Below are 13,935 nucleotides of genomic sequence, written 5' to 3'. Positions count from 1 at the left end.
GAACAACAGACTTTATGGACGGAAACAAGGTCCGTTTTTCAGATTTACAAGAGAGAGCGAGAGGAGTTTTTACCCTATGACGACCCAAGCAGGAGCTGCGGGACGGTCCAACGTCCTGACGCTGAAGCAGGCCCTTAAAGCCGCCGAAGCCGGAAAGTACGCGATCGGTTCGTTTTCACCGCGCTATACGTCCATGATCGCCGCCGTTCTGGCGGCAGGGCAGGAGGCAGATTCGCCGCTGATCGTCCAGATTTCGCAGAAGGAGCTGATCCGGTACGGCATTACGCCGAAGGCATTTGCGGAGGAATTCTACCGCCAGCTGGAGGAGCAGCAGATCACCGTTCCGGTGGTGCTTCACCTGGACCACACGAAGGACATGGCGGTCATCGCCGAGGCCATCGAAGCGGGCTTTACCTCCGTTATGATCGACGCGTCGGAAAAGCCGTTCGAGGACAACGTCCGCGAGTCCAAAGAAGCGGCCGACTATGCCCATGCCAGAGGCGTCTCGGTTGAAGCCGAGCTCGGCATGATCGGCACGACCGATTTCGTCGAGACGGAAACCGACGAAGAGCTGTACACCGATCCCGATGAGGCGGCGGAGTTCGTTCGGCTGACCGGCGTGGACGCGCTGGCGGTATCGTGCGGCACCGCGCATGGCGTCTACAACGTGAAGCAGCCGAAGGTCGACTATGCGCGCCTAGAGGCGATCCGGGCACTGACCCCGGTGCATCTGGTGCTGCACGGCGGTTCGGGCGTTCCGGCCGGTATGATGCAGCAGGCGTTCACCCTGAACGGGGGCGGCGTCAGCAAAGTGAATATCGCGACAGACCTGGAACTGTCACTGCTCGCGGCACTGGGCCGGGAGGAGCGCATGACGGACGCGGAGTGCCGGGCACTGGCGCCGGATCAGCTGGCTGCAGGCCGCGAAGCCGTCAAGCAGACGGTCATGAACAAGATGAAGGATTTCGTGCTGAGCGCCGGAAAGGCCGGATGCTTTTTCCAATAAACCGGATTCATCCTTACACCCAAGTAACCATGGATTGGAGCTGAACCACGTATGAAGGACAAAAAGCTGTACATGATCGGTAACGCGCATCTTGACCCGGTATGGCTGTGGCAGTGGCAGGAGGGCTTCCAGGAAGCAAAAGCGACCTTCCGCTCGGCCCTCGACCGGATGAAGGAATCGGAGGATTTTATTTTTACGTCCAGCTCGGCGGCCATGTACGAGTGGATCGAAAATAACGAGCCCGCCATGTTCGAAGAAATCCGCGCACGCGTCAAGGAAGGCCGGTGGAACATCGTCGGCGGCTGGTGGATCCAGCCCGACTGCAACATTCCGGGGGGCGAATCCTTCGTCCGCCAGGGCTTGTACGGCCAGCGTTATTTTAAAGAAAAGTTTGGGGTGACCGCCAAAGTCGGCTACAACGTTGACAGCTTTGGCCACAACGCTATGCTCCCGCAAATTTTAAAGAAGAGCGGGATGGACTACTACGTGATGATGCGCCCGATGCCTAACGAAAAAGGCCTGCCCAGCCGGCTCTTCTGGTGGCAGTCCGACGACGGGTCCAAGGTGCTGACGTTCCGCATTATGTTCGAGTACCTGTCCTGGGGCAAAGATCTGGAGAATCACGTACGCCGCTGCCTCGGCGAGTTCAAGGAACCGCTGAACGACTTGATGCTGTTCTACGGCGTGGGCAACCACGGGGGCGGGCCGACCAAGGAAAATATCGAGAGCATTCGGCGCCTGAACGAGGAGCCCGATCTGCCGAAGCTCGAGTTCGCTACGCCTGACCGGTACTTCAAGGACATGGAAGCTTCCGGACTTGATTTTCCGGTTGTGCACGACGACCTGCAGCATCACGCCAGCGGCTGCTATGCCGCGCATTCCGGCATCAAGCAGTGGAACCGCCAGGCGGAGAACCGGCTGATTGCGGCGGAGAAGTTCTCCGCGCTCGCTTCATGGATCACGGGGCAGCCGTATCCTGAGGAATTCACGCGTGCTTGGAAAAACGTGCTGTTCAACCAGTTCCATGACATCCTGGCCGGAACGAGCCTGGAGCCGGCGTATGAGGACGCGAGATATTTGTTTGGGGAAGCGATGGCGATCGCAGACCGCTCGCTGAACTATGCGGTGCAGTCGCTGTCCTGGAACATCGGTATCGAGCAGGATGAATCGATGCGCCCGATCGTCGTGTTCAACCCGCATGCCTGGTCCAGCAAAGTGAACGTCGAGCTGGAGGTTGGCGGAATCAAGGACAACAGCGTGCTGGTCGACGATACCGGCAAGCCGGTGCCCTTCCAGACCGTCAAGTCGCAGGCCGCAGCCAGAGGCCGCTACCGTCTGAGCTTTATGGCCGAACTGCCGCCGCTCGGATACCGGGTCTACAAGCTGTTCCTGGAATCGGCTTCGCTGAAGCCGGTCGGGGAGCCGATTACGGCCAGCGATCTCGTCTTGGAAAACAGCCGGCTGCGGCTGGAGTTCGACAAGGACACGGGCTTTATCAAAAGCCTGCGGGACAAGAAGCTGGATCATGAGGTGCTGCGGGGCGAAGGGGCACGGCCGGTCGTCATCGACGACACCTCGGATACGTGGAGCCACGACGTGCTGCATTTTAACCGGACGGCAGGGCAGTTCAAGGCGGTGAGAGTGCAGCGCATCGAGCACGGGCCGGTCAAATCGGTCATCCGCGTAGTAAGCGAATACGGCAGCTCGCGGCTGGTGCAGGATTTTGCGATGTATCCGGACCGGGACCAAATCGACGTTCGCGTGACCGTGGACTGGCGGGAAAAGTTCAAAATGCTGAAGCTCGTCTTCCCGGTCAACTGCGTCTTCAGCCGGCATACGTACGAAATTCCTTACGGAACGATCGAGCGCGAGCATAACGGCGAGGAAGAGCCGGGTCAGAGCTGGGTGGACTATACGGGGATCGTTCCGGGATCGAATCGCGTGTATGGGCTGAGCCTGATGAATGACGCCAAGTACAGCTACAGCATCCACAACAAGGAGCTGGCCCTGACCGTGCTGCGCAGCCCGATTTATGCCCATCACGATCCATACGTGCCGGAGGCGGACGGTGAGTATGCCTTTACCGACCAGGGCATTCAGCAGTTCAACTATTCGCTTCTTCCTCATGAAGAGGGCTGGGAGAAGGCCGGCACTGTGCGCCGGGCCGCGGAGCTGAACTGCAAGCCGGTAGCCATCATCGAAACGTATCACGAAGGAAAGCTGCCGCAGACGGATTCGTACCTGTCGGTGGACCGGGACAACATCATCGTCAGCGCGGTGAAAAAAGCGGAGGATAACGACGATCTGATCCTGCGCGTTTATGAGACGGACAAAAAGGCGACGACGGCCGAAATCAGTCTCCCGAAATGGGAGCGCAGCATCCGTGCCGATTTCAAGCCGTCGGAAATCAAAACGTTCCGCGTGCCGGCGGACAAAAGCCTTCCCGTGACGGAAACCAGCCTTCTGGAGTGGGACCTGTAATATGGGCCGCCGCGAAGAGACGGCCGCCGAGCTGCGGGCGGCCGGGAAATTCATGATGGACACGGGGCTCGCCTGGGGCAATGCGGGCAACATCAGCGCCAGGCTGGATGATTCAAGCTTCCTGATCACGGCCACGGGGACGTTTCTGGGAGAGCTGGGCGAAGGAGATTTCGCCGAGTGCGTTCTGGACGGCAGAGAGGCGCCGGCAGCAGCCGGGCCTAAGCCGTCCAAGGAAGTGCCGATGCACCAGGCCGTATATGACCTGCGGCCTGACGTGGGGGCCGTGCTGCATACGTCGCCTTTTTACAGCACGCTGTTCGCCTGTGCCGATATTCCGCTTCCCTCCGGCTTGTTCGTGGAGACGATGTACTACCTGGAGCGTGTGGAACGCGTCCGGTACGCCCATCCCGGCTCGCTGGATCTGGGGGAAGCGGTCAGGGAGAAGGCGAAGCAGGCCAACGTACTGCTGCTGGAGCACCACGGGGTGCTGGTCTATGACACCAGCATCAAGGAAGCGCGGATGGCGCTGCAGACGCTCGAAATGGCCTGCCGGATGGTGATTGAATCCGGGAGCGCAGGCGTACGTCTGCATGAGCTGCCGGATCCGGTCCGGCAGGACTTCCTGGAGCGCTCCGGCTACCGTCCGCGGAGGAGGTGGGACGGATGATCGGCGTCATTGCCGACGACATTACCGGCGCGAACGACATCGGTATCATGTTCGCCAAAGTGGGCTTGACGACGCATGTGTATCCGGCGGATGAGCTCCGGCATGGTCTGCCGGATCCGCAGCCGGACGTGCTCGTAGTGGACACAAACTCGCGGCTCGATACCGCGGATGAAGCTTATGCCAAGGTGTATGCAGCGACGGTCGCCCTGCGCGCCGCCGGATGCACGCGGCTGGTCAACAAAACGTGCTCGGTCTTCCGCGGCAACATCGGAGCGGAATTCGACGCCATGCTGGATGCGATGCATGCTTCGTTCGCGGTTGTCGTGCTCGGTTTTCCGAAGAACGGCCGCGTCACGCTGGACGGCATCCATTACGTGCACGGCAAGCCGCTGGCCGAGTCCGAATTCCGGCATGATCCGGTGCATCCGATGCAGGAGTCGGAGCTGACGGCGATCCTGCAGGCGCAGACAGAGCGGAAGGTGGCGATGCTCCCGATCGGCGTGGTGGAGCAGGGCGCCGAGGTTCTACGCGGGGAAATCAACCGGATGCGGGGCGAATGTACCTACCTGATTCTCGACGTCCGCGATCAGCAGTCGCTGCGGATCATCGCCGAGGCGGTACTGGATGAGCCGCTGCTGTGCGGCAGTTCCGGCCTCTATGAGGAGCTCGCGCCGCTGTTGAAGCATGCGGATGCGGACCGGGAAAGCTCAGATCGATCTACTGCCGGGCCTGAGGAGAATGCGGCCCTTAGGGCTGACTTGGGAGCAGATGAAGGAGAACGAGCAGGGAAAAACTTGGCCTCTGCCGGGACCGGGCCGCATGGCGGGCAAGTTGATAGGGCGGCTGCTGACCTTATTGAAAATAGCGGGTTACTGAGCAAAGATGCAGACGCCCCGCAGGACAACGCAGGCTCAGCCGGTCATGCCACCAGGGGCGAAGGGGTGCTGCTCGCGGCAGGCAGCCTGATGCCGCAAACCGCAGCGCAGATTGCTTGCGCCCGGGAGGCGGGCGTTACGATCATCGAGCTCGATTCCTTGCTGCTGCTGGAACCAGCACTCAAAGGGGGGCACATCGCCGATGTCGTACGGCGGTCCGGCGCGGAGCTGGCATCCGAACGCGATGTGCTGATCCATGCATCGAACGATGCCGGCAAGCGGGCAGCGACCCGCAAGCGGGCGGAGGAGCTCGGCCTGTCGGGGACGGTGCTCTCGCGCATCGTCTCGGATGAGCTGGCCGGCGCTGTAGCCGATGTCGCGGAGCGTGCCAGGCAGCGCCGAATCGTCATCGCCGGCGGCGAAACCTCTGCTGCCGTTTGCGACCGGCTGGGCATCACCGGGCTGCGGGTGCTGGAAGAGATTGAGCCGGGGCTGCCCTCCTGTATGTCGCTGGACGGCAAGGCGCGTCTGCTGGTATTGAAATCGGGCAGCTTTGGCAGCCCGGAGTTTATCGTCAAAGCCATCGAACATTTGAAGGGAATGAACATCCATGGGGAGAGTGACTGCGATGAGCGCGATCTTTGAGCAGCTGTTTGCGAAATATCCGGATCTTCAGCCGTGCCGGGACGCGGTTTGGCAGGCGTATGAGGCGATGGAGGCTTCTTTTCGCCGGGGAGGCAAAATGCTTCTCGCCGGCAACGGCGGCAGCGCCGCCGACTGCGAGCATGTCGTGGGCGAGCTGATGAAGGGCTTTATGCTGAAGCGGACTTTGCCGCCGGCCGAACGCGATAAGATGCTCATTCACGGCGAGGAAGGCGCTTATATCGCCGACCGGCTGCAGGGTGCGCTGCCGGCCATCTCCCTCGTCAGCCAGAGCGGCCTGTCGACCGCGTTCATCAACGACGTTGCCGCCGATATGGCGGTGGCCCAGCAGGTGTACGGCTATGGCCGGCCGGAGGATACGCTGGTCGTGTTCAGTACGTCCGGCAACTCGGCGAATGTGGTTCGTGCCGTTCAGGTGGCCAAATCCCTCGGGATGACCACGATCGGCCTGACCGGCCGCACCGGCGGACGCCTGAAGGAGCTGTGCGACATTGCCGTCTGCGTTCCTTACGACGGCACGCCGGATATCCAGGAAAGGCATCTGCCGATTTACCATACGCTGTGCATGATGCTGGAGGAGGCATTTTTCGCATGAGCACACTGCTGGGAGGCCTCGATATCGGCGGAACGAAATGCGCGGCCGTGCTTGGCAGGGCGGAAGGCGACCGGATCGAAATCGTGGGCAAGCGCAGCTTCCCGACGCCGGACACGCCGGAGGAAGCGATGGCGTCGCTGTGCGGTGAGCTGGCCGGCCTGGCCGCTTCGGCCGGCGGGGGCGAGCCGCTTGCTGCCGTCGGCGTCAGCTGCGGCGGCCCGCTTGACAGCCGGCGGGGACGGATTCTCTCCCCGCCGAACCTGCCCGGCTGGGACGGCATCGACGTCCTCACGCCGCTCCGGGAGCGCTTCGGCGTACCCGCCGCGCTCCAGAATGACGCCAACGCCTGCGCCCTCGCCGAATGGCGGTGGGGGGCCGGGCGCGGGGCGTCCAGCATGATCTTCCTGACCTTCGGGACAGGAATGGGCGCGGGTCTGATCCTGAACGGAGCCCTGTATGCCGGCGCAAGTGACATGGCCGGTGAGGTCGGCCATATCCGCCTGGCGGAGGAGGGACCGGTCGGCTACGGCAAGGCCGGCTCTTTTGAGGGCTTTTGCAGCGGCGGGGGCATCGCCCGCCTGTTTGCCGGTTTGAAGGGAGCGGCGGCAGAGACTGCCGCGCGATTCTCCGCCGGCGCCGGAGGGATGGCCCCGCATTCCGGAGGGAGCGGGGAGGCTGCATGGACGGCGAAGGACGTGTTTGAGGCGGCTGCCGCCGGGGACGCGCTGGCGCGCGAAGCGGTGGGCATCATCGGCCGCAAGCTCGGCCGGGGCCTGGCCGTCCTCGTCGATACGCTCAATCCGGAGCGGATCGTAATCGGCAGCATTTATGCGCGCCAGGAACAGGTGCTCCGGCCGATCGTGCTGGAGGAGCTGCGGCGTGAAGCGCTGCCGGGGACGCTTGCGGCCTGCCGGATTCTGCCGTCGGAGCTCGGCGAGCATGTCGGGGATGCGGCCAGCTTGTCCGTTGCGCTTCACGCGCTGGGGGAGCATGAACGAGGGAATAATTGATCCGGGAAACCGAAGGTGGATCGGCGAACTTTTAACAGATGATAACAGGTTCATTATAACGTTTGTGATACAAGATTCGCGGCCTGAAGGCATGGAAGTGCAGAGCCCTCAGGCCTTTGTCGTATGGATGGTTGGAAATTGGCATGTTCGTCATTTTGGGAGCAGCAGGGGGAATCGTTGATGAGTATCGAAGGGCAAGGTGCGTTTCATTCCAGTGAAAACCTTGGGGCGGACGGCGTGGAGAAAGCTCTGCTCCGGCCGTTTGGCCTTTCCGTTCGGCTTCAGTCGGGGACGGAAGCGGTTCGGCTGCAGCTGACAGGGTCAGAAACAGAGAAAGGTTCGACGGAACAGGGGATTTTTGAAGAGACCTCATTTCACTACCGAAGCGAAGATGAGTCCATTCAGGCCCGGATTTTTGTGCGCGAGAAGGCAGGCGGCACGATGCTGGTCTCCGTGGAAGCCGGCATCGCCAATGAAAATGATTTCGGCAAGCAGCGCTCGTTCGCAGGGGAGCATGCGGTCATGCTGACGCTGCGGCCCGCTGGGCAGATCGAGGGGCTGATGGCCAACTACCAGCATAAGGACTGGTGGACCCGCCCACATTTTGGCACCGATCTGGCCGGTTTGCCGGAGAAAATGCAGTCGTTGCTGTGGAAGACAGCAGGCGAATATTGCCACCTGCTTCCGGTGACGGGGCCGATGTGGCGTGCGGATGCCGCCGGAGCCGAGGAAGGGATTACGCTTCGATTATCCGCTTATGAGGAAGGGCATACCCGCTGTGAAGCGCTTGTGTTTGCCTTTGCGGCCGGGAGCGATCCGTACGATCTCGTCAAGCGCAATGTGGCCACCGCGCTGAAAGAGCTGGATTATCCGACGCTGCCGAGGGAACAGAAGCCGTTTCCCGCGATGCTGGACAAGCTCGGCTGGTGCAGCTGGGACGCTTTTTACCATCAGGTCAGCGAAGAAGGGCTGCTGGCCAAAGCCGCCGAGCTGCAGCAGCTTGGGCTGCCGGTCGGCTGGGTGATGATCGACGACGGCTGGTCCGATATTTCGGCAGGCAAGCTGTCTTCCTTTGAAGCGGATCCCGTCAAATTTCCCGGCGGTTTGAAGCGTGCCGTGCATGCACTGAAGGAGCGGTACGGCATCCGCCACGTCGGGGTATGGCACACCATCGCCGGTTACTGGGGCGGCATTCTGGAGGACAGCCCGATCGCCAGAACGTATGCGGACCATCTGTACCGGGTGCCCCGGGGCAATCTTATCCCTTATCCGGAAGCCGGCAAAGGCTTTGCCTTCTGGCATGCCTGGCACGGATTTTTGCGCCGTCAGGGCGTCGATTTTGTCAAGGTGGACAGCCAAAGCGCGGTTCTGAACTACCTGCAGGGACGTATGCCTATCGGCCAAGCTGCCGCGGCTGCGCACGAGGCGCTGGAGGCTTCGGTTGCACTGCATTTTGACGGGACGATCATCAACTGCATGGGCATGGCGTCCGAAAATATATGGCACCGGCCGAAGTCGGCCGTTTCGCGCAACAGCGACGATTTTGTGCCGCAGGAGAAGCGCGGCTTTCCGGAGCATGCGCTGCAGAACAGCTACAATTCCTTTTACCATGGGGCTTTTTACTGGGGAGACTGGGATATGTACTGGTCCAAAAACCACGACGACGTGCAGAGTGCGGTGCTGCGCGCGGTGAGCGGAGGTCCGGTCTATATCAGCGACGCTCCGGGAAATACCGATCCGTCGCGCATTTGGCCTTTGATCTATGCAGACGGCACCGTCATCCGCTGCGACGAGACGGCCAATCCGACCCCGGACTGCCTGCTGCTGAATCCGGCCGAGGAGCATGTTCCTCTTAAACTGTGGAACCGGGCGGGCAGCGCAGGGGTTGTGGCGGCTTTTCATATCAGAGGGGATTCTGCTCAGGTTATGGGTTCGATCGGACCGGCCGATGTGCCGGGACTCGGCGGCGGGGAATTCGCCGTGTACGACCATTTTGCCGGCAAGGGCTGGCTGATGCGCGCCGACGAGCAGACCCCGATCCGTCTGGAGGAAGGAGGCTGCGCCCTCTATGCGGTCGTCCCGGTTACGGGCAGCGTTACCCCGGTTGGGCTGGCCGACAAATACAATTCGCCGGCGGCGGTTGTCGGGTGTACTGAGGTAGGCGAGGTGACAAACGTCCGCTTGCGGGAAGGCGGCCGGTTCGTGTTTGCTTCCAGAACAGCGCCTTTAAGCGTTACCGCAAACGGCCTGACGGCAGAGGCATCTCCGATCGGGGGCGGCACCGGCGATTTTTATGAGGTTATCTGCGGGGAGCCCGGCCAACCGGTGCAGATCGAAATCGTCTCGGCGTAAAAGCCGCATGAAGGCTTTGATGAAAAAAATAGCAAAAGCAGCTCGTTCATCTGATGACAAACGAGCTGCTTTAACTATTTTCGCTGCAATATCAAGATCTTGTTGTGATGGCCAACCCGCTGAACGACACGGGGCCTACGACATCCGTTTTTGGATTTGCCGTAGTGTTCTCGGCGGAGAACGATTGGACGATGAATATGGCGATTTTAAGTTGATGCCAATATATAGGTATATTCCTTGCCTCCTTATCTTCCGGATTTATGGATCACCCTCCGCTGGACTCGTTGACTGCCGCATAGGTACATATTCATATAAATAGGAGGAGCTGCGGTAATTTGCAGTGTATTGGTAACTTTTAGAAAAATATTACCAGCAAGACCTATTTTGAAAACCGCTGTCGGCACATCGGATTTAAAATTTTATAGACGAAAAGAATCATTTTTCCGGGAAATTTGATGAAATGGATGTACGCAGTGTGCGGTCTAGTATACGATCAAACGGAGCTTTTGGCTGATTCCATAAATAAAGTCGAATGAAATGATAACGGAGGGATAGCAATGAAAATATCGAAGTCGATGATCGCAAAGATAATACTTGGGGGCGTCTGCTTGGTAGGCATCGGATGCACCGACCGAACATTGAGCTCGGCAGATGGCGTGTTGGATCAAACGAAACAGAACGGCAGCGAAATCGTCGTTCCGCATAATGAGCGCTTGTTTTTGTCCACCGACAAGAAGTGGATTAATGAGGAAGGGCATCAGTCCGACCTGATCCGGCTGCAGTGGACGGCCGATCGCGCCAAACCCGCGATTGCCTGGGCCGACGAAAACGGGAAGGATAAGACCGCCATCATCTCCCACGACAAAGCGAATAATCCCGAGCAGCACGACCATAAACACCTCTCGTTTGAGACGACGATGTCGCCGGACGGTCAATATGCGGACCAGCTGTTCACGCGGCTGGAAATCCCCTATGACATGGACGTCAGCGAAATCCGTACCCAATCATCCAATTTTAATGTGATGAACGGCATCCTGCGGGTTGCGGGCGAAACCGGGTCGAACCGGGACCTCCAGTTCAGCGTTGCCGGCGAAGACAACAAAACGACGCCGAGATGGGCCGTTCGGGCGGACAGCACGAAAGAGAAGGGCGGCAACACAGGGTCCGACCTCCAATTCGTCCGCTATGGCGACGACGGCGAAGTGGTCGATTCCCCGCTGACCATGCAGCGGAGCGACGGCAATGTCGGAATCGGCACCGACGAACCGGACACCAAGCTAGATGTGAACGGAGACAAGCTCCGCATCCGTGAGAAGCATACGCCGAAATCATCCACCGAGCCCTGCAGTCAGGGACAAATGGCCTGGGACGACCAGTACGTATATGTGTGCGTTGCCCAAGACAACTGGAAGCGGACGGAACTCTCGTCCTGGTAAGGACCGCTCTCCCCGGCGGATGCTGGATACCCCGGCAGCGTATGCTGTTGGGGGCGGTGGGGCAGTGTGATGCATGTCCCGGGCTTGGAGGGTGTTATACATGCTACGATTGGGATATAAAAATATACATAAGGCTCCCGTAGAGGAGCCCTTTTTGGAGAGGAGGAATCGGGATGCTGCTTTCGTTGGATATCGGCACGACTCATATCAAAGCAGGGGTGTTCGGGAACGATGGCTCGGAAATGGCCGTCGTCTCGGCACCGAACCTGAAGGCGCAAGGCCCCTCCGGCACCACTGTCTATGACCCGGATGTGCTGTGGGAGACCGCGGCCGGTTTGATCCAGCAGGCGGTAGAGCGTCTTGGAGAGCGGGACGAAGCGATCGATGCCGTCGGGATTACGAGCATGGCGGAGAGCGGCCTGCTGCTGAATCCAGCGGATGGGAGAGCGCGCACTCCGATGCTGCCCTGGTTCGAAACCTGCTCGGCACCGCAGGCGGAGCGGATCAGGCAGGAGGTGGATGAACGGGAGCTCTTCCGCATGACCGGACTGCGCCCGTCGTTCAAACACGGCCTGCCGAAGCTGCTGTGGCTGCGGGAAGCGTACCCGGACGCCTTTGACGGCAGCGTATGGTTGTCCGCCGCGTCATATATCGCTTACCGGCTGACCGGCAGGATCGCCGAGGATGAGACGCTGGCGGCCAGAACTTACGCATACCGGATTGACAACCGCGCCTGGAATGAGCCGCTGATCCGCAGCTTCGGGCTGGATCCGCAGCTGTTTCCGCCCATTCACCCGGCGGGAACGCCAGTGGGCACGGTACTGCCGGCCATGGACGGCCTCGGCCTCGGCAAAGCGCCGGTCATCCTGGCCGGACATGACCATGTGTGCGCCTCGCTGGCCTGCCCGGACGGCCCGGACAGCACGTACAACTCGATGGGGACCGCCGAAACGCTGGTCGGGACGTTCCCCCTGCGTCCCCTGGGGGATGCCGACGATGCATCGGGCTTGTCTTTCGGCATTCATCCGGTGCCGGGCCGCATGTACTGGATGGGAGGACATTCTTCGTCCGGCGGTTCGGTAGAGTGGGCCCGCGAAGCCTTATCGGATGCCGGCATGTCCTACCCGGATATGATGCGGCTGCTAGATGAGGCGGGCGGGCAGCCCACCGGCATTTTGTATTATCCGTATTTGACCGGAAGCGGCGCCCCGCATCCCGAGCCCGGTGCCCGGGCCGCATTCATCGGCTTGGACGCCAAGCATAAGAAGGGGCACCTGATCCGGGCGGTGCTGGAAGGAAACGCCTATCAGCTGGAGCTGCTGCGGGAGTGCGCCGAACGGGTCGGCGGCAGTCCGATCCGGCGGATGCACGTGGTCGGCGGCGGAGCCCGGAACAGCCACTGGCTGCAGATCAAGGCCGACGTCTCAGGCGTCCGCCTGACCATGACCGGCGCAGCGGAGGCCTCGCTGCTCGGGGCTGCCCTGGCCGCCGCCGTCGGGGCCGGCCTGTACCCGTCCTTCCGCGAAGCGGCTGCTGCCGTAACCTACCCCGAGGCGAAGGTGTACGAACCTGATCCGGAACGCCATCAGATGTACCGGAAGCTGTACGAGCAAGGCTTTCTCGGCCTGCTCCAGCCCTTGCTGTCCTATTACAAAAGCAGCTCCTGACCGAAATCAGGAGCTGCTTTTGTATAAACTAACGCCTTATTCTTTTGTAAATTCAATCGTGCTGCGCACGGTGTCAATCGGACGCACCATCTTTTCGATCTGCTCGCGTTTCGGCTCCAGGAATGGAGGCAGGGACAGCTTTTCGCCCAGCGTTTCGTAAGGCTCGTCGCCCATAAAGCCAGGTCCGTCGGTCGCCAGCTCGAACAGAATTTGCGGCGCCACCCGCGCATACAGCGACTCAAAGAAGTGACGATTCACGTAACCCGAAGTCGAGAACCCGAATTCGTCCAGGCGGGTGATCCATTGTTCCAGCACGGCGCGGTCCTCAACACGGAACGCCGCGTGATGCACCGTACCAAAGCCTTGGCGGGCTGGCGGCAGCACGGCATTATATTCCACGACGACCTGAGCCCCGTTGCCGCCTTCGCCGACTTCAAAGAGGTGGTAGGAGCCTTCCTGGCCGATTTCTTTGAACTCGAATACTTTCTCCAGCATTTCTTTGAAATAATCAAAATTGGCGATTCTCACAAAGACCGGGCCCAGGCCCGTGATGGCGTACTCCAGCGGAATTGGCCCTTTTTCCCACGGCGTTCCGGAAGGAACACCCTCGTTATGCTCGTCGGAAATGAGCTGGTACTGCTGGTCGTCGAAGTCGACGAAGGAGAGCGTCTTTTTACCAAACATCTCTTTAATACCGTAATGCTGAACGTTCAGGCGGTCAAAGCGTTTCACCCAGTAGCTCAGTGCCGCATCGCTCGGAACGCGGAACGACGTTTTGGCGATTTCGTTGGTGCCGTGAACGCCTTTGGGAATGCCGGGAAAATCAAAGAATGTCATGTCGGTTCCCGCGCTTCCTTTGTCATCGGCAAAGAACAAATGATAAGTCTGGATGTCGTCCTGGTTTACCGTTTTTTTGACCAGGCGCATGCCCAGCACATAGGTGAAAAACTGATAGTTTTTTTCCGCGCTGCTCGTAATCGCAGTCACGTGGTGAATTCCTTTTAATCCGTTCATCATAATTCCTCCTTATAATTAAGCTTCCCTTAAAACTGTTTTTCCATGAATGAAATGGCTTGCGCCAATTCCTTGTTATAAAGAATCTTTAATTTAAGACAAATATAGCACGTTGTTTCCGATGTGTCAAACATATGGCGATCCATCGGCAAAAACCTAGAGATTTATG

10 protein-coding genes are annotated in these 13,935 nt (G+C 59.9%); 9 read left to right on the top strand and 1 reads right to left on the bottom strand.

Annotated features, from left to right (window positions below; translation table 11 throughout):
* Positions 1 to 76 precede the first annotated feature (76 nt).
* The 9 genes from KI379_RS24980 to KI379_RS24940 all read left to right on the top strand — a co-directional run bounded on the left by KI379_RS24980 (position 77) and on the right by KI379_RS24940 (position 12,752).
* Entirely contained in the window at positions 77 to 1,006 is a 930-nt protein-coding gene (locus tag KI379_RS24980) for a class II fructose-bisphosphate aldolase (protein ID WP_212985257.1), read from the top strand.
* A gap of 51 nt (positions 1,007 to 1,057) precedes the next feature.
* Positions 1,058 to 3,487 (top strand): alpha-mannosidase, encoded by a 2,430-nt coding sequence (locus KI379_RS24975; RefSeq protein ID WP_212985256.1) that lies wholly within the window; start codon positions 1,058 to 1,060, stop codon positions 3,485 to 3,487.
* 1 nt (position 3,488) lies between these two features.
* Complete coding sequence (locus tag KI379_RS24970) at positions 3,489 to 4,154, top strand: class II aldolase/adducin family protein (protein ID WP_212985255.1); 666 nt, start codon at positions 3,489 to 3,491, stop codon at positions 4,152 to 4,154.
* A complete protein-coding gene (locus KI379_RS24965) occupies positions 4,151 to 5,674 on the top strand; it encodes a four-carbon acid sugar kinase family protein (protein ID WP_212985254.1) in 1,524 nt (507 codons plus the stop codon). Before KI379_RS24970 ends, KI379_RS24965 begins: the two co-directional genes overlap by 4 nt.
* Positions 5,658 to 6,287, top strand: a complete 630-nt coding sequence (locus KI379_RS24960) for a D-sedoheptulose-7-phosphate isomerase (RefSeq protein ID WP_105444281.1) — start codon at positions 5,658 to 5,660, stop codon at positions 6,285 to 6,287. Before KI379_RS24965 ends, KI379_RS24960 begins: the two co-directional genes overlap by 17 nt.
* Positions 6,284 to 7,297 carry an ROK family protein gene (locus KI379_RS24955; protein WP_212985253.1) on the top strand — a complete coding sequence of 338 codons (1,014 nt, stop codon included), beginning with the start codon at positions 6,284 to 6,286 and terminating at the stop codon, positions 7,295 to 7,297. Before KI379_RS24960 ends, KI379_RS24955 begins: the two co-directional genes overlap by 4 nt.
* A gap of 180 nt (positions 7,298 to 7,477) precedes the next feature.
* Positions 7,478 to 9,649: a Sip1-related alpha-galactosidase gene (locus KI379_RS24950; protein ID WP_212985252.1), complete on the top strand. Its 2,172-nt coding sequence runs from the start codon at positions 7,478 to 7,480 to the stop codon at positions 9,647 to 9,649.
* 557 nt (positions 9,650 to 10,206) lie between these two features.
* Positions 10,207 to 11,085 (top strand): hypothetical protein, encoded by an 879-nt coding sequence (locus KI379_RS24945; protein ID WP_076173776.1) that lies wholly within the window; start codon positions 10,207 to 10,209, stop codon positions 11,083 to 11,085.
* Positions 11,086 to 11,258: 173 nt separating this feature from the next.
* Positions 11,259 to 12,752, top strand: coding sequence for an FGGY-family carbohydrate kinase (locus tag KI379_RS24940; RefSeq protein WP_212985251.1), 1,494 nt, complete (start codon positions 11,259 to 11,261; stop codon positions 12,750 to 12,752).
* A gap of 36 nt (positions 12,753 to 12,788) precedes the next feature.
* On the opposite strand, the gene KI379_RS24935 is transcribed toward KI379_RS24940, so the two are convergent.
* Positions 12,789 to 13,766: a ring-cleaving dioxygenase gene (locus KI379_RS24935; RefSeq protein ID WP_076173774.1), complete on the bottom strand. Its 978-nt coding sequence runs from the start codon at positions 13,764 to 13,766 to the stop codon at positions 12,789 to 12,791.
* Positions 13,767 to 13,935 lie beyond the last annotated feature (169 nt).

Source organism: Paenibacillus cineris (genome assembly GCF_018333335.1).
Taxonomy (GTDB): Bacteria; Bacillota; Bacilli; order Paenibacillales; family Paenibacillaceae; genus Paenibacillus_AQ; species Paenibacillus_AQ favisporus.
The sequence above is the reverse complement of the archived record's forward strand: the minus strand, read 5'-3'. Positions and strand labels throughout refer to the sequence as shown.

Bases quoted from the DNA above. Each gene is read 5' to 3' on its own strand.
- KI379_RS24980 (WP_212985257.1), top strand. From the start codon at position 77: ATGACGACCCAAGCAGGAGCTGCGGGACGGTCCAACGTCCTGACGCTG.
- KI379_RS24975 (WP_212985256.1), top strand. From the start codon at position 1,058: ATGAAGGACAAAAAGCTGTACATGATCGGTAACGCGCATCTTGACCCG.
- KI379_RS24970 (WP_212985255.1), top strand. From the start codon at position 3,489: ATGGGCCGCCGCGAAGAGACGGCCGCCGAGCTGCGGGCGGCCGGGAAA.
- KI379_RS24965 (WP_212985254.1), top strand. From the start codon at position 4,151: ATGATCGGCGTCATTGCCGACGACATTACCGGCGCGAACGACATCGGT.
- KI379_RS24960 (WP_105444281.1), top strand. From the start codon at position 5,658: ATGAGCGCGATCTTTGAGCAGCTGTTTGCGAAATATCCGGATCTTCAG.
- KI379_RS24955 (WP_212985253.1), top strand. From the start codon at position 6,284: ATGAGCACACTGCTGGGAGGCCTCGATATCGGCGGAACGAAATGCGCG.
- KI379_RS24950 (WP_212985252.1), top strand. From the start codon at position 7,478: ATGAGTATCGAAGGGCAAGGTGCGTTTCATTCCAGTGAAAACCTTGGG.
- KI379_RS24945 (WP_076173776.1), top strand. From the start codon at position 10,207: ATGAAAATATCGAAGTCGATGATCGCAAAGATAATACTTGGGGGCGTC.
- KI379_RS24940 (WP_212985251.1), top strand. From the start codon at position 11,259: ATGCTGCTTTCGTTGGATATCGGCACGACTCATATCAAAGCAGGGGTG.
- KI379_RS24935 (WP_076173774.1), bottom strand. From the start codon at position 13,766: ATGAACGGATTAAAAGGAATTCACCACGTGACTGCGATTACGAGCAGC.